16 protein-coding genes and 1 tRNA gene are annotated in these 22,160 nt (G+C 50.0%); 4 read left to right on the top strand and 13 right to left on the bottom strand.

The window, feature by feature from the left end; all coding sequences use genetic code 11:
* Window positions 1–16 precede the first annotated feature (16 nt).
* From folD to V1224_08950, 3 genes are all read right to left on the bottom strand, one after another.
* Window positions 17–886: a bifunctional methylenetetrahydrofolate dehydrogenase/methenyltetrahydrofolate cyclohydrolase FolD gene (folD, locus tag V1224_08940; protein ID WWR14633.1), complete on the bottom strand. Its 870-nt coding sequence runs from the start codon at window positions 884–886 to the stop codon at window positions 17–19.
* 11 nt (window positions 887–897) lie between these two features.
* The gene (locus V1224_08945) at window positions 898–2,568 is read right to left on the bottom strand and encodes a formate--tetrahydrofolate ligase (protein ID WWR14634.1); all 1,671 of its coding nucleotides are present in this window, start codon (window positions 2,566–2,568) and stop codon (window positions 898–900) included.
* A gap of 103 nt (window positions 2,569–2,671) precedes the next feature.
* Window positions 2,672–5,488 carry a DNA translocase FtsK 4TM domain-containing protein gene (locus tag V1224_08950; protein ID WWR14635.1) on the bottom strand — a complete coding sequence of 939 codons (2,817 nt, stop codon included), beginning with the start codon at window positions 5,486–5,488 and terminating at the stop codon, window positions 2,672–2,674.
* A gap of 178 nt (window positions 5,489–5,666) precedes the next feature.
* Here V1224_08950 and V1224_08955 point away from each other — a divergent pair.
* Together V1224_08955 and V1224_08960 are read left to right on the top strand one after the other, a co-directional pair.
* Window positions 5,667–5,739: transfer RNA gene (locus tag V1224_08955), tRNA-Thr, on the top strand.
* A 232-nt stretch (window positions 5,740–5,971) separates the two neighbouring features.
* Entirely contained in the window at window positions 5,972–6,643 is a 672-nt protein-coding gene (locus tag V1224_08960; protein ID WWR14636.1) for a hypothetical protein, read from the top strand.
* Window positions 6,644–6,759: 116 nt separating this feature from the next.
* On the opposite strand, the gene glgB is transcribed toward V1224_08960, so the two are convergent.
* The gene (gene glgB, locus V1224_08965; GenBank protein ID WWR14637.1) at window positions 6,760–9,117 is read right to left on the bottom strand and encodes a 1,4-alpha-glucan branching protein GlgB; all 2,358 of its coding nucleotides are present in this window, start codon (window positions 9,115–9,117) and stop codon (window positions 6,760–6,762) included.
* A gap of 53 nt (window positions 9,118–9,170) precedes the next feature.
* A complete protein-coding gene (locus tag V1224_08970; protein WWR14638.1) occupies window positions 9,171–10,424 on the bottom strand; it encodes a DUF1015 family protein in 1,254 nt (417 codons plus the stop codon).
* Between the two features lie 245 nt (window positions 10,425–10,669).
* Between V1224_08970 and V1224_08975 the strand changes: the two genes are divergently transcribed.
* Window positions 10,670–10,948, top strand: a complete 279-nt coding sequence (locus V1224_08975; GenBank protein WWR14639.1) for a hypothetical protein — start codon at window positions 10,670–10,672, stop codon at window positions 10,946–10,948.
* A gap of 5 nt (window positions 10,949–10,953) precedes the next feature.
* Here V1224_08975 and V1224_08980 read toward each other — a convergent pair whose 3' ends face one another.
* From V1224_08980 to V1224_09015, 8 genes are all read right to left on the bottom strand, one after another.
* Window positions 10,954–12,117: a phosphoglycerate dehydrogenase gene (locus tag V1224_08980; GenBank protein WWR17448.1), complete on the bottom strand. Its 1,164-nt coding sequence runs from the start codon at window positions 12,115–12,117 to the stop codon at window positions 10,954–10,956.
* Window positions 12,117–13,199, bottom strand: coding sequence for a 3-phosphoserine/phosphohydroxythreonine transaminase (serC, locus tag V1224_08985; protein ID WWR14640.1), 1,083 nt, complete (start codon window positions 13,197–13,199; stop codon window positions 12,117–12,119). Before serC ends, V1224_08980 begins: the two co-directional genes overlap by 1 nt.
* 78 nt (window positions 13,200–13,277) lie before the next feature.
* On the bottom strand, window positions 13,278–14,978 hold the full coding sequence (ilvB, locus tag V1224_08990) for a biosynthetic-type acetolactate synthase large subunit (GenBank protein WWR14641.1): 1,701 nt from the start codon (window positions 14,976–14,978) through the stop codon (window positions 13,278–13,280).
* A gap of 90 nt (window positions 14,979–15,068) precedes the next feature.
* Window positions 15,069–16,742, bottom strand: coding sequence for a dihydroxy-acid dehydratase (gene ilvD / locus V1224_08995; GenBank protein ID WWR14642.1), 1,674 nt, complete (start codon window positions 16,740–16,742; stop codon window positions 15,069–15,071).
* A gap of 35 nt (window positions 16,743–16,777) precedes the next feature.
* Window positions 16,778–17,875: a 3-isopropylmalate dehydrogenase gene (gene leuB / locus V1224_09000; protein WWR14643.1), complete on the bottom strand. Its 1,098-nt coding sequence runs from the start codon at window positions 17,873–17,875 to the stop codon at window positions 16,778–16,780.
* A gap of 228 nt (window positions 17,876–18,103) precedes the next feature.
* Window positions 18,104–18,412, bottom strand: a complete 309-nt coding sequence (gene yajC, locus V1224_09005; protein WWR14644.1) for a preprotein translocase subunit YajC — start codon at window positions 18,410–18,412, stop codon at window positions 18,104–18,106.
* Between the two features lie 104 nt (window positions 18,413–18,516).
* On the bottom strand, window positions 18,517–19,665 hold the full coding sequence (gene tgt, locus V1224_09010; protein WWR14645.1) for a tRNA guanosine(34) transglycosylase Tgt: 1,149 nt from the start codon (window positions 19,663–19,665) through the stop codon (window positions 18,517–18,519).
* A 4-nt stretch (window positions 19,666–19,669) separates the two neighbouring features.
* Window positions 19,670–20,743, bottom strand: a complete 1,074-nt coding sequence (locus V1224_09015) for a M15 family metallopeptidase (protein WWR14646.1) — start codon at window positions 20,741–20,743, stop codon at window positions 19,670–19,672.
* A 254-nt stretch (window positions 20,744–20,997) separates the two neighbouring features.
* On the opposite strand from V1224_09015, the gene aroC reads away from it, so the two are divergent.
* Window positions 20,998–22,098, top strand: coding sequence for a chorismate synthase (gene aroC / locus V1224_09020; GenBank protein WWR14647.1), 1,101 nt, complete (start codon window positions 20,998–21,000; stop codon window positions 22,096–22,098).
* The last annotated feature ends 62 nt before the right edge of the window (window positions 22,099–22,160 follow it).

Consider the following 22,160-nt stretch of genomic DNA (forward strand, 5'->3'; position numbering starts at 1 on the left):
TTTCTATCAGATGTGATCAGAGGCCGGAAGTCTCTTCGGCCGGGCACGCGTTCTTTCCCGCCTGCAGACAGTTATACATCAGCATGGCGATCGTCATCGGACCTACACCGCCCGGAACAGGCGTAATGGCACTGCACAGGTCTTTCACATCGTCAAAATCCACGTCGCCGCACAATTTATGATCCTCGTTTCTGTGAATGCCCACATCGATCACTACTGCGCCCTCTTTGATATATTCCCGATTGATAAATTTCGGTCTGCCAACTGCCACGACAAGAATGTCCGCCCGTCTGCATACTTCCTTCAATCCGACTGTTTTCGAATGAGTCACAGTCACAGTCCCGTTTTCCCGCAGAAGCAACAGCGCCATTGGCTTTCCTACAATATTGCTCCTCCCTATGACGACACATTCTTTGCCTGCAATTTCCACACCTGAACGCTTCAAAAGCTGAATAATGCCAGCCGGCGTACAGGACACAAATCCTTGCTGGCCGATACAGAGCGCCCCTACGCTCTGCGTATGAAAACCGTCCACATCTTTTTGCGGTGAGATCGCGCCGATGACTTTATTTTCGTCGATATGCACCGGCAGTGGAAGCTGTACAAGGATACCGTTGCATTCCTCCATATGATTCAGTTTCCCGATCAGCGCAAGCAGCTCCTCCTCCGTCGTATTTTCCGCCAGTTCATAGGAAAGCGAACGGATTCCCACATAAGCACAGGCCTTTTTCTTATTGGAAACATACACGCTGGAGGCAGGATCTGTCCCTACCTGAATGACAGCCAGCGTAATCTCCCGTCCTCCCTGCCTGAGCACGGCCACCTGTTCTTTCACTTCTTCTTTTATCTGTGCGGAAATCGCCTTTCCGTCAATGATATTCGGCATACTTTCTCCTCCTAAAATAATCCGGTGATCTTCCCCGACGCATCCACATCTATCTGACAGGCAGCAGGACTTTTCGGAAGTCCCGGCATTGTCATGACCGCCCCGGTCAATACTACAAGGAAGCCGGCTCCTGCGGACACATACACCTCTCTGACTGCCATCGTGAACCCTTCCGGCCTGCCCAGCAGTTCCGGATCATCCGATAATGAATACTGTGTCTTTGCCATACAGACAGGCAGCTTGCCAAAACCAACCGCCTCCAGTCTGGCAATCTGCTTTTCTGCCGCCCCTGCATAAGAGACAGCCGCCGCACCATAGATTTCTCTTGCGATCGTCTCTATTTTCTCCTTTATGGGAAGTTTCTCGTCATACAATACCTGAAAATGGCTCTCTTTTGTCTCCAGCGTATGCAGCACTTTCTCCGCAAGGACAACGCCGCCCTCTCCGCCCTTCTCCCAGGCCTGCGAAATTGCGAACTCACACCCCCTGTCTTCACAGAAAGCGCGGACAAAATCAGTCTCTGCCTCCGTATCCGTGACAAAGGCATTCAAGGTGACAATAATCGGAACCTTGTATTTCTGCAGATTTTCGATATGTTTGTCCAGATTGACGATACCGGCGCGCAGAGCCGTCATATTTTCCTGGCCAAGCTCCGCTTTCGGCACGCCGCCGTTATATTTCAGCGCCCGCACAGTTGCCACAAGTACAACTGCATCGGGTCTCAGTCCCGCTGTCCGGCATTTGATGTCAAAAAACTTTTCCGCTCCCAGATCTGCACCAAATCCCGCCTCTGTCACAACATAATCCGCCATTTTCAACGCCGTCTTCGTCGCCCGCACAGAATTACATCCGTGAGCGATATTCGCAAACGGACCCCCATGCACAAGCACCGGCGTATGTTCCAATGTCTGGACAAGATTGGGCAAAAGCGCATCCTTCAGCAGCGCAGCCATTGCCCCCACTGCCTGTACCTGTCCCGCCGTCACCGGCTCGCCACTGTACGTATAGGCCACAACCATCCGCGAAAGTCTCTCTTTCAGATCCTTCATATCTTCCGCCAGACAGAGGACAGCCATGATCTCGGAGGCAACCGTAATCACAAAATGATCCTCCCTCACCGTTCCGTCCATCTTGGCACCAAGTCCGACTACAATATTGCGAAGCACTCTGTCGTTCATATCCACACAGCGTTTCCACACGACCTGCCCCGGATCAATGCCGAGCGCATTGCCCTGATGGATATGGTTATCTACGACCGCCGCCAGCAGATTATTCGCGGAAGTGATCGCATGAAAATCCCCTGTAAAATGCAGATTCAGCTCTTCCATTGGCACGACTTGTGCATATCCGCCGCCTGCCGCACCGCCCTTGACGCCAAAACAAGGCCCGAGAGAGGGCTCCCGCAGCACGGTGACTGCCTTTTTGCCAAGCCTTCCGAACGCCTGTCCGAGACCTACACTCGTCGTCGTCTTTCCCTCGCCCGCCGGCGTCGGATTGATGGCCGTCACAAGGATCAGTTTGCCATCCGGATGATCTTTTATTTTCTCCAGACAGTCGTCAGAGATCTTCGCCTTGTACTTCCCATATAATTCCAAATCATCCGGCGATATGGACAACCGTTCCCCGATCCGGACAATGGGTTCCATCACAGCTTCCTGTGCGATCTGAATATCTGTTTTCATCCTTTTCTCCTCCTTGATCCATATCGGCCGTCACATAAACTCTGCCGGATACCGTTACAACTTGCTGCATAAATCTTTTGTACACATACGTCTATCCGTATTCTTATACGTATTCTTCAATATACTGTTCAAACTCTTCCATACTCATAAGCACTTTGCGGGGCTTCGTTCCCTCTTCCTCACCAACGACACCTGCCTCACAGAGCTGATCCATGATTCTCGCCGCCCGGTTAAAGCCAATCTTAAAAGCCCGCTGAAGCAGCCCAATAGAAGCCTTGTCTTTCTCAATGACAAAGCGGCCTGCCTCCACAAAATGTTCGTCTCTCTCCGCACCGGAAGCGCCTGCCTGGGACGCCCCGCTGCCCATACTCTGAATCTGTTCCTCTATATCACCGCTGTAACAGTTGCCGATCGCCTGGTTCTTCAGGAAATCCACAACATCTCCCACTTCCTTATCGGAAACAAAGGCCCCCTGCATCCGCGCCGGCTTTGGATAATCCTGCGGATAAAATAGCATATCTCCTTTTCCGAGCAGCTTTTCCGCACCATTCATATCAAGGATCGTGCGGGAATCCACACCACTCGATACGGCAAAGGCCACACGGCTTGGCATATTCGCCTTAATCAGTCCGGTGATGACATCCACACTCGGCCTCTGTGTGGCGATGATCAGATGGATACCGGCCGCCCTTGCAAGCTGTGCCAGACGACAGATCGACTCTTCCACTTCTCCCGGAGCCACCATCATCAGATCCGCCAGCTCGTCCACGATAATGACGATCTGCGGCATTTTGCCCGGCACATCCTCTCCGGTCATTGATTCCACTTTTTTATTGTAGCCTTTCAAATCCCTCACATTAAGATCCGCAAACTTTTTATAACGGTCCGTCATCTCCGCCACACCCCAGTGCAGCGCCGCCGCCGCCTTTTTCGGATCTGTGACAACCGGAATCAACAGATGCGGAATACCGTTGTAAACACTCAGCTCGACAACTTTCGGATCTACCATGATCATTTTCACATCTTCCGGAGAGGCTTTATATAACATGCTCATAATCAGTGTATTGATACACACGCTCTTACCGGAACCGGTGGAACCGGCAATAAGCATATGCGGCATTTTGGCAATATCGGTCACTACGGTCTTCCCCGCAATATCTTTGCCGACCGCAAACGCCAGATTGGAAGAAAACTCCTTAAAATTTTTACTCTCCAGCAGATCCCGCAGTGCCACCATGGCATTTTCTTTGTTCGGCACTTCGATCCCCACCGCCGCTTTTCCCGGAATCGGCGCCTCGATTCGAATGTCCGTAGCCGCCAGATTCAGTTTGATGTCATCCGCCAGGTTGACAATCTTGCTCACCTTGACGCCCGGTTCCGGCTGAAGTTCATAGCGGGTAACGGTAGGACCCTGACTAATATCCGTCACTGTCACTTTCACGCCAAATGTCTGTAACGTCTGCTGAAGGCGCATCGCTGTCTCTCTGAGCTGGGCAGCCGTATCCCCTGAACCCTTTTTATCCCCCTTTTTCAGCAGATCAAGCGGTGGGAATACATAACGCTTCGCCGGAGCAAACGGCTGCCTGCCAACCGGCGGTTCTTTCCGTTCCGGCTTCGTTCTCACTGTCTCCGACGGGCCGCCGGCCACTGGTCTGGACACCGATTCCACAGAATCCCGCCTCGCCGGTTTCTCTTCCACAGGAATCTCCGCAGCAACAGTCCCCATCGGAGAGACAGGCACTTCCGGTTCATAAGGGCTGACATGCAGCTCTGTCATACCGCCGGAAACAGCCTGCTCCTGAAAAATAGAGGCTTCCGGTTGTATCTCATCAGAAAAACCGGCACCCATGCGATTTTCATCCTGAAAACTCTCACTCGAAAAACTCTGATGCTGGAAACTCTCATTCTGAAAACCTTGGGGCAATAAACTCTCGTCGGAATAAATCTCATCAGAAATCCCTTCCGCAGACAGATTTTCGCTGAAAAGGTCCATATCTGCAGGAATTTCATCAGAATACTGCCCTTCTCCCCGCGCAGTATGGATGCGGATCTTCTCCATTTCCGTCTCCGCTTCTTCATTTAATATAATCTCGTGCATGTCATCCCTGTATATGGGCGCCGACGACGTATCTTTTTTCTTTTTTTTGCCGATTGTCGTATCCAGCATAACGCCGGTCACTTTTTTATCCATGCGCAGGATTCGCTCCTGCTCCGCCTGTTCTCTCTGAAGCTCTTCCTCTTCCCGGCGTCTCTCCTGTTCCTCCCGGCGCCGTTCCATCCGTTCCCTTCGCCGGTTCTGGTCTTCCACCGCGCTCTCATATACTCTTCTGCTTCCCGCTTTGACACCCCGAAGCAATGATTTCTCCGTGATAATCACGATACAGATAATCGCCAGAACGATCAGTACAAGGATTGTCCCCGTTTTTGCCAGAAAATGATTCATCAGATAAGAGAGGGTGCCAAAGACTACCCCGCCGCCACATTTCCCTTCACTGCTGGTCACGTAAATCGCTTTCAGATCATATTTTATCAATTCAAGAGAAGCGCCGCCGACCATATCAAACACAACGCCGAACAAAAATACCAAAACCACACCGGCCGTCAGTTTGAACGCCGCAATCCCCTCCCCCTTATTGGCAAGATGGAAGGCAACCGCCAGAAAAATAAGCACAGGCGCCGCATAGGAAAGCAACCCGAAAATACCAAATGAAATATGACTGATCGTATCTCCCACCGGACCAATCACCCCAAAATTGCACAAAAATAAAAGGACTGCAAATGCCAGCGCCACGATCAGAAAAATCTCGTCACGAATCCCGCTCTCCGGAACTCTGCCTGCCGTTTGCCGCGATGCCGAGGCCTGTCCCCCCTTACGTCTTCCTGTCTGCTGTTTTTTGCCGCTCTCTTTCTTTGCCGCCACAATTTCCACCTGCCACTTATTTTAGAATCGTGAATTTGAGTATAACACTTTTTTCCCATGCTGGCAATGTGCCAACAATACCGAAATAAAATGTAAATAAAAATATAAATTGTGCTTGCAAAATTTTCCGATACCCTTTATAATAACAAAGTCAGTTATTTCATTTGAAATGACCCATGCCGAAATAGCTCAGTTGGTAGAGCACTTCACTCGTAATGAAGGGGTCGAGGGTTCGAGTCCCTTTTTCGGCTGACAAAAAAAGAATCCCGTATTTGGGATTCTTTTTTTGTCCATTACCATTCCGTTATATAATATCATGCGTTTCAAAATCATATGTTACGTAATATACGTTATTCCATTTGCCTTTTTCTGAATCTGCAAACAAAATCGCATTGACGAGAGTAATATGTCGCGTGCGTTATTTATTATAAAGAGCTATATTTCTGTAACTATTGCTATTTTAAAAGAAAGAGGGAGAAAAAAATGAAAGAGCACATGGTAAAAGGCTGTTTTGTCAGGGGGCTGGCAGTCGTCATCGGTATTTTCATGATCGGAATCGCCGTCGGATTTTTTAAGATTGTGGAAATGGGTGCCGACCCCTATACTTCCATGAATACGGGGATCAGTTCTTTTATTGGTATGCAGTTCGGGACGCTGCAGCTGATCGTCAATGTCCTGATTCTCATCTTTGTGTTTCTGTTCAAAAAGCAGTTTATTGGCTTTGGTACGATCTTCAACATGGTATTTGTCGGCTACACAGCAGACTTCGTCATGTGGCTGATGGCGAGATGGCAGATCACTTTTGGTACCATAACAGTCCGCCTTCTGATGCTGTCTGTCGCCGTACTGCTGATCTGCATCGGAGACGCCCTGTACATATCGGCGGACATGGGAATGTCCCCCTATGATGCGGCCGGTTACATCGTAGAAGCCGTCACCAAAAGGAAACTGTCTTTTCGAATCGCCCGCATCATCCTAGATATTATCTGCTCTGCCATTGGTTTTCTTACCGGTATGCAAAACGGAATCCAGTGGAAAATCATCGGCATCGGCACAATCATCCTTGCTTTCTGCACTGGTCCGCTGATCCAGTTTTTCAGAGTGCACTGGAGTGATAAGCTGCTGCTGCCTTACCGGAACGATAACCGCAAGTAACAGCAGGTTTCCTCTGCGCGCCCTTACGGCATAGTTCCCTTGCATGGGGCTGTGCATAAAAGGAGCCGATCAGATCAAACCGACCGGCTCTTTTTTTGTTGCTGACTTTTATACCCTTATTTTGTCTTCCGCGCTGTCGTCTTCACACTCTTGCGTACAACCGGCGACTTCTTTTCCTTCGCAGATTTTGCCCCTTTCACGGTTTTGGAAGCAGTCTCAGGAATGCAGGAGAATACCTGCACCGACAAAGGCGCTGATTTGATTGTGATGGAATACTCTCTGTCGTCGCACTCACTCTCTTTTGCCGTCTTTACCCGCGGGTTAATCCGGCCCTTTCCACCGTACACCTGCGCGTCAGTATTCAAGATCTCCTTATATTTTCCGGCAAACGGTACCCCGATTTTATGAGCATCCCACTCCGCGTTGGCAAAATTTTCCACGATGAGCAGCCACTCGTCCTTCTTCCTGCTCTTTCTCAGGAATACAAGCATACACTCGTCCGCTGAAATATTATTGATCCACTCAAAGCCTTCACTCTCCGTATCAAGCTCATACAACGCCGGCTGACTCTGATAGAAATGATTCAGGTCCTGCATGAGCTGATTGACACCCTGATGCTCTTCATATTGAAGCAGATTCCACTCCACTTCCCGCTCTTCATTCCACTCATCAAACTCTCCGATGTCCTGCCCCATAAAGAGCAGCTTTTTGCCCGGGTGCATGATCATATGAGCAAATGTCAGGCGCAGATTGGCAAACTTGTCCTCCCGCTCTCCCGGCATCTTCCCGATCAAAGACGCCTTCCCATGAACAACTTCATCATGGGAAAATTCCAGTACAAATTTTTCACTGTAGGCATAGATCATACTGAACGTCAGTTCTCCATGGTGATAGGAACGGAAATACGGGTCATACTTGATATATTGCAGATAGTCGTTCATCCATCCCATATTCCATTTATAGGAAAAGCCCAGGCCTCCCTCGTCAAGAGCCCCTGTCACCATCGGCCACGCCGTGGATTCTTCCGCAATACTGATGGCCCCCTTGCCTCTCTTGCCGATCATGGAGTTCAGATGTTTCAAAAACTCCATCGCCTCCAGATTTTCATTGCCGCCATAGATATTGGCCACCCACTGTCCGTCCTGTTTGCCATAGTCCAGATAGAGCATGGAGGCCACGGCATCAATCCTGATCCCGTCCGCATGATATTTCTCGATCCAGAACAGGGCGTTGGCAATCAGATAGTTGGAAACCTCCGGCCGGCCATAGTTATAGAGAAGGGTACCCCAATCGGGATGCGCTCCCTGCCTCGGGTCCAGGTGCTCATACAGACAGGTCCCGTCAAAATTGGAAAGCCCGTAAGTATCTCTCGGGAAATGCCCTGGCACCCAGTCCAGAATCACACCGATCTCTGCTTTGTGCATCTCATTCATAAAATACATGAAGTCTTCCGGTGACCCGTATCTGGCAGTCGGTGCATAATAGCCGATCGTCTGATACCCCCAGGATGCGTCGAACGGATGCTCCATCACCGGCATCAGCTCAATATGGGTATAGCCCATCTTTTTTACATAGGCAATAATCTCCGGTGCAAGTTCCCGATAGTTCAGATAGGGATTTACCGGCTCCGCCGCCTGCCCTTCCTCTTCAGCGTCAGTCTCTCCTTCTCCTTCCGCCTGTGCCCTGACAGCCCGCTTGAAAGAACCGAGATACAGTTCGTAAATACTCATCGGAGCCTCTTTGGACTGTCTGTCTTTGCGCTGTCTGATCCACTCATCGTCCTCCCAGCAAAAACCGGATATATCCGCAGTCACAGACGCTGTCCCCGGACGCATCTCTCCGAAAAATTCATAGGGATCAGCCTTCAGATACGTCAATCCGCCTTTTACTTTGATTTCAAATTTATAATTCTCTCCGGTACCGACATCCGGCAAAAACAATTCAAAAATACCGGAATCCCACAGTCTGCGCATTTGATGGACACGCCCGTCCCACTGATTAAAATCTCCGACCACACTGACACGCAGCGCATTGGGCGCCCACACAGCAAAGTGCATACCCGTTACACCGTTTACCGTCATCACGTGCGCACCAAGAATATCATAGACTGTGTAATGAATCCCCGCCTGAAATTTGTCCGTATCCTTTTTGGTAATCACCGGCGCGTTATTGTATACTTCCTGGACTTTCTGTTCCCGTTTTCCGTCATTGACAAGATATTCATAGGAAAACGAACTCTTTTCCGGAATAAGCGCAGCATAAAACCCCGCCTCATCCACACATTCCATCGGATAGGCCTTGGAACCGTCCAGACTGCGGACCGTTACTGACCGTACATTGGGAAAAAATGCCTGCACAAGCAGTTTATTTCCCTCTTTATGAGCGCCAAGCAGCCTGTGGGGATCATCACTCTCCGAATAAACGATCTCCTCAATGTCCCTCCAGTTCAAAACCTTGTACAACTTATCATTCATAGTGATACCTTCCTCTCTTATGCTGCCTCTGCGCGCAGCTCTCTCCCCATTCATTATGCCTCGATCCGGTGAATAAAAATTCCGCTTCGAAGTTTCGGCTCAAACCAGGTGGACTTTGGCGGCATCAGGAGTCCCGCGTCCGATACCGCAAACAATTCCTCCATCGATGTCGGGTACATGGCAAAGGCCACTCTGCAATCTTCATGCACCCTCCGCTCCAGCTCGTCAAGGCCCCGTATGCCGCCCACAAAATCGATCCGTTCATCTGTCTTCGGGTCTTCTATGCCGAGCAGCGGGTGTAACAGCTCTCTTTGAAGGACAGAGACATCCAGCCTTTCCACCGGGTCCGCATCATCGCCGCCTTTATAAGTCAGTCTGTACCAGTCCTCATCCAGATACATTGTGATCTGACCCTTTTGCTGCGGCCTGCGTACTTCTTTTCCCATTCTCTCCAGTTCGAGCTTTTCAACCAGAAACCTTTCCGAAATCTTCTCCAGAAACTGCCCGCTCGTATACCCGTTTAAGTCTTTCACGACCCGGTTATAATCCATGACCATCAACTGATTGTCCGGAAAGAGCACAGACAGAAAATAGTTAAATTCTTCCTCTCCCGTGTAATGCGGATGAGCCTGCCTTCTGCGCTGCGCCACTTTGACGGCGGAGGCACACCGGTGATGTCCGTCAGCAATATAAATTTCTGGAATCTGCCTGAAGTTTTCCCTTATATCAGTAATCTTTTCCGCATCTGCCACTCTCCATACCCGATGGCAGATACTATCAGCGGAAATGAAGTCATAGAGCGGTTTCTCTTTTTTGATCTCTTCCACGAGCCGGTCGATCTGTTCCCTGGAACGATAGGCGAGAAAGATAGGCCCTGTTTGCGCACTGCACACATCCACATGGCAGATCCGGTCCGCTTCTTTCTCCGCTCTTGTGTTTTCATGTTTTCTGATAACCTCATTCTCATAATCATCGACACTGGCACAGGCGGCAATGCCTGTCTGCGTCCGTCCGTTCATCGTCAGTTCATATATGTAATAACATGGCCGGTCCTCTGTTACAAACTGCCCGCTGTCTGTCATTTCCTGTAACAGCGCCCTGGCCTTTTCATAGACACAGGCTGCATACATGTCCATATCCTCGGGAAACTGTGTTTCTGCCCGGTCAATCCGTAAAAAAGAGAGCGGATTATTTCTCGTCTCCTCCAGCGCCTCCCTGCGGCTGTATACATCATAGGGAAGTGCGGCGATCTGATCCTCCAGTCCTTCTCTCGGGCGGACCGCACAAAAAGGTTTGATATCAGCCATTTTAAAATTCCTCGCATTCTCAATATTCTGTAGTATGTGCTGTATGTATCATATACATTTTATTTTATCAAATACAACGCCGGAAAACAATTCGTTTTGACAGAAAAAAAAAGCGGTGCTAAAATAATTGCAAGTATCAATGAACACAGGAAGACCGGAGCGCAAAACGTTTTTGTTCCGCTCCTTGTTCTACTGTGTCGATTCATACTTCGGATTCAGAATAAAAAGGGAAAGGAAGCAGAACTATGACAAAAGAACAGGAAGTTATGTTAAATCGCATCAACCAGTATGCGGAAGAGGTGATGGGAGATCTTGATCCCCAGAAGACGCCTGTCTCCGTGCAGCTTGAAAAATTAAAACCGATCATGAAAACGATCGCCGCCGAGCAGGGACGCCCTCTGGAGGATATTTTTATTGAATATATGGATCTCGCCAGTGAATTTTCCGTGAAAAATGCACAACAGTTCAAGGAAGATTATCTGGACTTTGATATGGTACAGGACGATATTTACAAATCACATTAGAGTCGTTATCTGACGACTCTCACCCGGAACACGCCCGGTATGTTTTTCAGCGTCTCCACGATCTCTTCTGTCACAGGCTCCTCCACATCGAGCATCGTGTACGCCACATTCCCTTTCGACTTGTTGATCATATTGGCGATATTGATGCTGTTATCGCCAAAGATCGTGGAGAATCTGGCAATCATCTTAGTTGCATTTTTATGGAAGATCGCAACACGCCCCGCCTTGTCACAGGCGCCCATGTCACAGTTCGGATAGTTGACACTGTTTCTGATATTGCCGTTTTCAAGGTATTCCATCAATTCTTTGACTGCCATCTTTGCACAGTTTTCCTCAGACTCTTCCGTGGAAGCGCCAAGATGGGGAATCACGATGCATCCCTCCTGGCCGACCGTCGTCGCATTGGCAAAATCAGAGACATATTTTCTCACTTTACCGCTCTTGATAGCGGCCAGCACCGCTTTTTCATCCACAAGCAGATCACGCGCGAAATTGAGCAGGATCACGCCATCCTTCATTTTGGCAATCGCCTCTTCATTGATCATCTCTTTTGTGGAATCCAGCAACGGCACATGGATCGTGATAATATCACAGTCCGTATAAATCTCATCTACATTGAGCACATGTCTGACATCACGGCTCAGATTCCAGGCTGCATCGACCGACACATAAGGATCATAGCCATATACTTCCATCCCAAGGTGCTTCGCCACATTGGCCACTTTCACCCCGATCGCCCCCAGCCCGATGATACCGAGCTTCTTATTCTCTATTTCCGTACCTGCAAACTGACTCTTTATTTTCTCCGCTGCCTTGCCGACATCTTCGTTCCCGGTCTGTGTCTTCACCCACTCAATGCCGCCGACAATGTCTCTGGAAGCGAGGAGCATACCTGCGATCACAAGCTCCTTGACACCGTTTGCATTGGCTCCCGGCGAGTTGAATACGACCACACCTTTTTCAGCACATTTATCAAGCGGAATATTGTTTACTCCCGCACCGGCTCTGGAAACGGCGAGCAGGTGATCGGAAAGCTCCATCTCGTGCATTGATGCGCTTCTGACAAGAATCCCCTGTGCATCTCCGATCTCTTTCGTCTCCTGAAAATTTTCTCTGAACCGGTCAAGTCCTGCTTTGGCAATCGGATTCAGGCAATAATACTGAAACATCATGAATTCTCCTTTTCGAATTTTTTCATAAACTCCACAAGCGCTTCCACGCCCTCGATCGGCATGGCATTATAAATGCTGGCACGCATACCGCCCACCGTTCTGTGTCCCTTCAGATTTTCAAATCCGGCCGCTTTTGCCTCTTTCACGAATTTGGCATCCAGCTCTTCACTGCCTGTGACAAAAGGTACATTCATGAGTGAACGGTCCTTTTTCTCCACTGTGCCGCAAAACAGACTGCTCTCATCGAGATAGTCATACAAGATAGCTGCTTTCTTCTCGTTTCTCTCTTTCATGGCCGAAAGACCACCCATCTTCTTCAGCCACTGAAACACTTTACCGCAAATGTAAATACCATAGGCAGGCGGTGTATTATAAAGCGAGTCCGCATCGGCATGTGTTTTATACTTCAGCATCGTTGGCGTCCCCGGAAGTGTCTCTTCCGAGATCAGATCTTCTCTGATGATAACAATGACAACACCCGCCGGGCCGATATTTTTCTGTACCCCGCCATAGAGCAGGCCGTATTTCTCCACGTCCACGGGCTCTGACAAAAAGCAGGAAGAGACATCCGCCACGAGTGTCTTTCCTTTTGTATTTGGAAGCTCTTTGAATTTCGTTCCATAGATCGTGTTATTTTCACATATGTATACATAGTCCGCATCTTCGGACACCGGAAGGTCGGAACAGTCCGGAATATAAGAAAATGTCTTGTCTTCACTGGAAGCGATCTTATTTGCCTTTCCGTACAGGCTGGCCTCCTGATATGCCTTTTTTGCCCACTGTCCGGTAACGATATAATCCGCAACTTTGTTTTTCATCAGATTCATGGGGATCATCGCGAACTGCTGGCTCGCGCCCCCCTGTAAGAACAACACTTTATAATTATCGGGAATGTTCATCAACTCTCGAAGGTCCGCTTCCGCCTCTTTGATGATGGTATCGTAGGCCTTGGATCGATGACTCATTTCCATGACCGACATTCCGGTTCCCCTGTAATCCAACATTTCTTCCGCTGCTTCCTTCAATACTTCTTCGGGCAGAACAGCCGGACCTGCCGAAAAATTGTACACTCTGGACATGAATCTTCCTCCTCACATGATAACGCTTAAAATCCAACAAATCTTATTCTACATGCAAAAAAGCAATGCGTCAACCCGCTATTCCGTATCACCCTGGTCTCTTTCTTTCAGATCCTCTCCGTCAAACACTTCGCTGATCGCCGTGCCGGGAGATACCATCGGGAACACTTTGTCATCCTTCGGGATCACACACTCGATCACGACCGGACCGCCCAGTGCGATCGCCTCCCTGACAGCCGGCCCGACCTCTTCCTTCTTCGTCACGCGGATCGCCTTGCAGCCAAGACCTTCCGCCACCTTGCAGAAGTCGACTTTATCTTCCAGAACAGTCTGCGAATACCGCTGCCCGTAAAATAATGTCTGCCACTGCCGTACCATGCCCAGCACATGGTTGTTAATTACGACCTGTATAATGGGAATCCCATACCTGCTGGCAGTCGCCAGCTCATTTAAGTTCATGCGGAAGCACCCGTCGCCCGCAATATTAATACATATTTTATCCGGCCGGCCAGCCTTCGCCCCGATGCAGGCGCCAAGTCCGTATCCCATCGTACCCAGACCGCCGGAAGACAAAAAGCTCCTCGGCTCCGTATATTTATAATACTGAGCTGCCCACATCTGATGCTGCCCGACATCTGTGGAGATGATTGCCCTGCCCTCTGTAATGCGGTCGATCTCTTCCATGATATACGGACAGGAAAGCGCACTGTCATCATATCTGAGTGGAAACCGCTCTTTCAGATCCAGAATATGAGCATGCCAATCAGGATGACTCATCTGGTCAAGTCTTTCATTTAAAATCGACAGCACCGACTTCAGATCGCCGACGACCGATGCCTCAGTCTTAATATTTTTATTGATTTCTGCGGCATCAATATCAATGTGCAGAATCTTCGCTTTGGAAGCAAATTTTTTGGAATCACCAACAACGCGGTCGGAAAACCGGGCACCCAGCGCAATCAGTAGGTCACACGCACTGACACCCAGATTGGAAGTCTTCGTGCCGTGCATCCCGATCATACCGGTATACATCTCATCTCTGCCGTCGAACGCGCCCTTGCCCATTAGCGTATCGCACACCGGAGCATCGATCTTTTTCGCAAACGTCCGCACTTCGTCACAGGCACCTGAAATAATGGCGCCGCCGCCCAGATAAATAAACGGACGCTGCGCTTTGCGGATCAGCTGCACCGCAGCCTCGATATCCGCATCGGTAAACTTATTGCTCCGTTCCTCTGCCTGGACTGTTTCCGGCGCCTGTGGCTCATATTCGCAGAGCGCAGCCGTTACGTCTTTCGTAATGTCCACAAGTACCGGGCCGGGCCTCCCCGAGCCGGCTATCTGGAAAGCCTTGCGGATCGTCTGTGCGAGGATCTTCACGTCTTTCACGATATAACCATGCTTTGTGATCGGCATCGTTACCCCGGCAATGTCCACCTCCTGAAACGTATCCTTCCCCAAAAGCGGCAGATTAACATTGGCCGTGATCGCCACAACCGGCACACTGTCCATATAAGCGGTAGCAATACCGGTGACAAGGTTGGTCGCTCCCGGTCCGCTCGTCGCCATACAGACGCCTACCTTTCCGGTTGCCCGCGCATAGCCGTCAGCGGCATGAGCCGCTCCCTGTTCATGGGATGTGAGAATATGGTTGATTTCCTTTTGTTGATATAACGCATCATATATATTTAAGATCGTCCCGCCGGGATACCCGAACACAGTATCCACACCCTGTTCCTTCAGGCATTCGATCACGATCTGCGCACCTGTCAGCTGCATTCCTGTCTCCTCCTGTTATAAAAGAATCGCACCCTCACGACTTTCCACACTTAATTGAGCTGTAAAGCAGTCAATTTCTCTTCCGGACGGTCAGTCGGCCTTTTTTACTTCCAAAATCGCGCCTCTGTTACCGCTCGTCACAAGTTCCCGATACCTTGACAAGTATCCGGTCGTGATCTTTGGCTCTCTTGGCTGCCATTTTTTTCTTCTCTCTTCCATCTCATCCGCAGATACGTTTACCTGCAGCGTATTTTCAGGAATATTGATGCTGATGATGTCCCCTTCTTCCACAAGCGCGATCGGACCACCAACTGCCGCTTCGGGAGACACATGACCGATGGAGGCGCCTCTCGAGGCCCCGGAAAACCGTCCGTCTGTGATCAGCGCTACACTGGAACCAAGTCCCATGCCTGCAATGGCCGAGGTCGGATTGAGCATCTCCCGCATTCCGGGACCGCCTTTCGGTCCTTCATAGCGGATGACAACGACGTCTCCCGCCTTGATTTTTCCTCCGGTAATCGCCTCGATAGCGTCCTCCTCGCAGTCAAACACTCTTGCCGGGCCTTCATGCACCATCATCTCCGGCACGACAGCGGAACGCTTGACAACGCCGGAATCCGGCGCCAGATTACCCTTGAGCACCGCAATGCCGCCCGTCTCCGAATAAGGATTGTCAATCGGCCGGATAACTTCGGGATCTCTGTTGACACAGCCGGCAATATTTTCTCCGATCGTTTTGCCCGTGACTGTGATCAGATCCGTATGGAGCAGTTCCCGCTTTGTCAGTTCATTCATCACGGCATAGACGCCGCCAGCTTCGTTCAAGTCCTCCATATATGTCGGTCCCGCCGGCGCCAGATGGCACAGATTCGGTGTCCGCGAAGACAGTTCATTGGCAATATCAAGATTCAGCTCTACCCCTGCCTCATGCGCGATCGCCGGCAGATGCAGCATGGAGTTCGTGGAACATCCAAGCGCCATGTCCACGGTCAGCGCGTTCAGAAATGCTTTTTCCGTCATAATATCCCGCGGCCTGATCTGCTCCTTTACAAGCTGCATAATCTGCATACCGGCATGTTTTGCCAGACGAATCCGCTCCGAATAGACGGCCGGAATCGTACCATTGCCTTTCAGGCCCATGCCGAGCGCCTCTGTCAGACAGTTCATGGAATTTGCCGTATACATACCGGAGCAGGAGCCGCATGTCGGACATACCTTTTCCTCGAACTCGGCCAGCTCATCCATCGTCATCGTCCCCGCGGCCACACTGCCGACCGCCTCGAACATGGAAGAGAGACTTCTCTTCTGTCCTTTTACGCGCCCTGCCAGCATCGGACCGCCGGAGACAAAGATCGTCGGAATATTGATTCTCGCCGCCGCCATCAAAAGCCCCGGCACATTTTTGTCGCAGTTCGGCACACACACAAGCCCGTCAAAACCATGTGCCATCGCCATACATTCCGTGCTGTCTGCGATCAGATCTCTGGTCACGAGAGAATATTTCATACCGATATGCCCCATGGCAATTCCGTCGCATACAGCGATTGCCGGAAATACGACCGGCGTACCGCCCGCCATAGCTACTCCCATTTTGACTGCTTCCACGATCTTGTCCAGATTCATATGTCCCGGAACAATCTCGTTATAAGAGCTGACAATACCGATCAACGGCCTCTCCCGCTCTTCTTCCGTATATCCAAGCGCATTGAACAGGCTTCTGTGAGGCGCCTGCTGTACTCCCTTTTTCACTGAATCACTTCTCATCTCTGTTTCCTCCTGTCCCCTCTGTCTCAACTTTCTTATGAAATACGATTTGTTATATATTCCGTAATGATATGTCCCATCTCACTACAGCCAATCTGACGGCAGCCTTCCGACATAATATCTCCCGTGCGCCAGCCCTCTTTCAGCGCTCTCCTGACCGCTGCATCAATAGCGTCCGCCTCCTGGTCCAGATCAAAGCTGTACCGCAGCATCATCGATGCAGAGAGAATCGTGGCGATCGGATTGGCAATATCCTGTCCCGCAATGTCCGGCGCAGAGCCGTGGCTCGGTTCATACAACCCAAATTTCGTATCATTCAGACTGGCGGAAGCAAGCATTCCGATTGATCCTGTCACCATACTCGCCTCATCTGAGAGAATATCCCCGAACATATTTTCCGTGAGAATCACATCAAACTGCGCCGGATCTTTCACAAGCTGCATCGCACAGTTATCCACAAGCATGTGTTCCAGCGTGATCTCCGGATAATCGCGGGCCACCTCCTCAACGACCGCCCTCCACAGTCTGGAGGAATCAAGCACATTTGCCTTATCAACACTTGTCACTTTTTTTCTTCTCTTGGCAGCGATCTCGAACCCTTTTACGGCGATCCTTCTGATCTCCTCCTCCGTATAGGTCAGCGTATCGACCGCCCGTCTGATACCGTTTTCCGTAACTGTCCTGCGCTCTCCGAAATAGAGCCCCCCGGTCAGCTCCCGCATAATCATCATGTCAAAACCGCCCCGACGCACTTCCGTGCGCAGCGGACAGGCGTCAGCCAGCTCCTCATATAAGACGGCAGGCCGCAGATTCGCGAACAGATTCAGAGCCTTGCGAATCTTCAGAAGTCCCGCCTCCGGTCTCCGGTCCGGCGGCAGCTGATACCAGGGAGATTTGGAAGTGTCCCCGCCGATCGAACCCATCAGCACTGCGTCGGCGGACTTCGCATCAGCGATCGCCTCGTCTGTCAGCGGAATACCATGGACATCGATAGACGCCCCGCCCATCAAAATATCCTTGTATGTAAACTCATGTCCGTAAACTGCCGCGATTTTGTCCAGCACACCCCGCGCCTGTCCTACGATTTCCGGCCCGATCCCGTCTCCTGCAATACATGCAATCTTACATTTCATAATGCCTCACTCCTGTTCTTTTCTCTTGCCATCCATATTTCTTTCTATCTTATCACGTCTGTCCGTCTGATAACAATGAATCCTGTTTATGCTTTTTATAACCCGCAGTTATACCAACAATGGGTAAGGGCTCTGCCCTGCCCACTGAGAGCAGCACGGCACTATGTAAGAAAGCCCCAAATAGTCTATATTCGGAGCCTTTCTGTACCATTCATTTGATTATCTTTCTTACGATTCCGATGCCTTCTCCACCTGTGAGATCGCTGATTTCTGCATGGGAATCCGGCAGTTTTTGTTGCTGCCAAATTCTACAATTACCGTATCATCGGTAATATCAATCACAATACCATAAAACCCGCTCGTCGTCAGAATGCTGTCGCCGATCTCCAGTGTGGAGAGCATGGCGCTCAGTCTTTTCTGCTCCTTTTTCTGCGGGCGGATCGCCATAAAATAAAAAAGCGCGATCAGCAACGGAATATATAAAACCCAAAACATTCCCGTTCCCTGTGTATCTGCTGCTGTCAGTAACATTCCCATTTCTTTTCCTCCTGATCATAAACAATCTAACGAATATCATACATAAAAATGAACCATCCATCAAGTCTTTTCTGTACATATTCTACAGATTGTTCAGAATTTCCCTATGAATCGCTTTCCTGCTGCATCCCTGACAGCTTCGTTTTTTTATACCCGGCAAAATTTCCTGCGTCCAGTGCATCTCTGATCTCTGTCATCATCGTGTTATAAAAATAAAGGTTGTGGAGCACACAGAGCCTCATGCCAAGCATCTCCTTCGCCTTGAGCAGATGCCGGATATAAGCCCTTGAATAGCGCCGGCACGCCGGACACTGACATCCCTCTTCGATCGGACGATCGTCCAGTTCATATCTGGCATTAAACAAATTACGCTTTCCCTCGTTCGTATATACATGGCCATGGCGACCATTGCGGGAAGGATAGACACAGTCAAAGAAGTCAATTCCCCGTTCCACCCCTTCCAGTATATTGGCCGGTGTACCGACCCCCATCAGATAAGTTGGCTTATCTACCGGCAGACAGGGAACCGTCTCCTCCAGAATATAATACATCTCCTCATGCGTCTCGCCGACCGCCAGACCGCCGACCGCATAACCATCCAGATCAAGCTCCGCGATCGCCCTGGCATGTGCAACACGAATATCCGCAAAGACAGCGCCCTGGTTAATACCGAACAGCATCTGTTCCCTGTTTAACGTATCTTCCAGACCATTCAGCCTTGCCATCTCATCCCGGCAGCGGATGAGCCATCTCGTCGTCCGGTCGACAGAAGCCTGTACATAAGAACGGTCCGCCTTACTTGACGGACACTCGTCAAAAGCCATCGCAATCGTGGACGCCAGATTTGACTGAATCTGCATACTTTCTTCCGGTCCCATAAAAATCTTTCTGCCATCAATATGAGAATGAAAGAATACACCTTCCTCTTTGATCTTTCGCAATCCCGCCAGAGAAAATACCTGAAACCCGCCGGAATCAGTGAGGATTGGCTTCTGCCACGACATAAACCGGTGCAGACCTCCAAGCTGCCTGATCACGGCGTCTCCCGGACGCACATGAAGATGATACGTATTCGAGAGCTCCACCTGCGTTCCGATCTCTTCCAGATCACGTGTGGAAACTGCGCCCTTAATTGCCGCCGCAGTCCCCACATTCATAAATACGGGGGTCTGGATTGTGCCGTGCACGGTATGAAATTCTCCACGCTTGGCACGCCCCTCCTGCTTTAACAGACGATACTTTTTCTGTTCCATATCATTACAGACTGTCTATAAACTCTTCCAGACAGATTCCTTTCTCTTTCATCACCGTAGCTGCTTCCTTACCCACATACCGGAAATGCCACGGTTCATATTCAATACTTGTTATGTACTCCTTGCCCTTCGGATAGCGTAAAGTGAATCCATATTCACAGCTGTGCTCCTCCAGCCATCTGCCCGCTTCCGTATCTCCGAATCCCTCATTCAGGGAATAATAACTGTCACACACAATATCCAGCGCAAGACCGATCTGGTGCTCACTGGCCCCCGGTACCGTAACTGCCTGGGAAGAAACTTTATAAGCTTCCATATAACTCATGCCCTTCCCCATATAGGCCTTGATCTTGCGGTTGAAAAGTACCTGCTGGCGGTTCAGATCCCGGTATGGGGAACAGATGACAAGATCAATGCCATCGTTTTTCGCAGCCTGCAGCATCGCCAGAAGATCCTCAATGATCCGCTCATCGCACTTCATGGAGCCTTTGATCGTACCCAGTTCAAACGTATAGTCTTCCGGAATCGGATGCTGCTTATTGATCAGCAAGAGTCTCCAGTCATCTTTGTCAAACACAACTTCATCCAGAGACACCTGCCCGCCGCCGGAAGCATCTGACTCTTCCGCTGCAGCGCCGTTTTCCTCCAAAATCTCATCCAGCGTATATTTGTCGATGTCCTCCATATTTTCCAGCTCCGTATCTTCGTAGCCGTCGAGCACGTCCGCGTCGTCCAGAATCTCACTGGCGGCAAAGGAACTGTCGTCCGCCGGGCCGGTATCCGGACGCTCTTCCGCAACGGCTAATTCCATGCGGTCGGTCTCCTCATATAACATCGTTTTCTCCGTCAGTTCCATATCCTCAAAGATTGGAAAAGAGAAACTGCTACTCATCACAAAGAAAAGAAACACCACGATCATACAGGCATATTTCTTACTGTTAGAAGCGAAATAAGCCGGAATGGAAGCAATGACTGCCATAATATAGAGAAACGGACTCGGAACCCATCTGGCCCATTTTTTCTTTTTTATCAATTTCATATACCGGGAAACCGGATTTTCCTTCAATGTCTGCATCATAGTTCTTCCTCATCAGTGGTACTTTCGTACAGAGTAATATTAGCACATCTTTGTCTCTTTTCTCAATCCTTTTTTTGTATATTTCAAAAATATATTTCCAGGCATCTCATTTCTCTGCCCACAGCACAAAGACCGGAGAGAAAATTTGTCCCTTGTGAAATGATAATATTTTCTTTATACTGTTTTTATCGTATCGGATTCGGGTGCCAAGAAACACACCAGACAGCACACCAGATATAAGAAAGGAAAGAAAAATGGCAGGCTCATCATTTGGAAAATGTTTTACAGTAACGACATGGGGCGAATCGCATGGCGCCGCGCTTGGCGCCGTCGTTGACGGCTGTCCGGCAGGACTGCTCCTGACGGAACATGAAATACAGCGTTATCTCGACCGGCGCAAACCGGGACAGACAGACATCTCCACCCCGCGAAAGGAAGCCGACCAGGTACGGATCTTATCCGGCGTCTTTGAGGGACGCACAACCGGAACGCCGATCTCACTGATGATCGAAAACACCTCTCAAAAGTCAAAAGATTACAGCGAGATCGCTTCCTATTACCGGCCCGGCCATGCTGACTTTACCTTTGACGCCAAATACGGATTCCGGGATTATCGTGGCGGCGGCCGTTCCTCCGGCAGAGAAACTGCGGGCAGAGTGGCAGCCGGTGCCGTAGCCCTCTCTTTCCTCAACGAACTCGGCATCTCCGTCTGTGCCTGCACAAAGGCTATCGGCCCGGTGACAGTTCCTGACGGCTGCTATCACAGAGACGCTGTCTTGCAGACACCTACGGCTATGCCGGACTATGAGAGCAGTAAAAAGGCTGAAGTCTGGCTGCAAAACTGTATGCTGGAGAAAGATTCGGCAGGCGGCGTCATCGAATGCCTGATCGACGGTCTGCCGGCCGGTATCGGAGAAACCGTCTTTGACAAGCTGGACGCCTGCCTCGGAAAGGCCATTCTCTCCATCGGCGCCGTCAAAGCCTTTGAAATTGGGGACGGCTTTCGGGCTGCACAGGCAAAAGGTTCCGCAAACAATGACGCCTTTATTATGAGAAACGGCAGCGTAGAAAAACAATCAAACCATGCCGGCGGCATTCTCGGCGGCATGAGCGATGGTTCTTCTGTTATCCTTCGGGCTTATATAAAACCGACGCCTTCCATCTTTCAGGAGCAGGAGACGGTAAACAAAGACGGGGAAAATATAACCGTGCAGATCAAAGGTCGTCATGATCCCGTCATTGTTCCGCGGGCAGTCGTCGTCGTGGAAGCCATGGCCGCTCTCACTGTCGCTGATTTATTACTGCAGAACATGCACGCAAGACTGGATCGGATCAAAGATTTTTATAAACGCTAGAACGGATGCAGGCAATATAAAAAGAACCGCGTATACGCGGTTCTTTTTATATTGATGTCATT

The sequence above is a fragment of the Lachnospiraceae bacterium JLR.KK008 genome (assembly GCA_037015955.1).
GTDB lineage: Bacteria > Bacillota > Clostridia > Lachnospirales > Lachnospiraceae > VSOB01.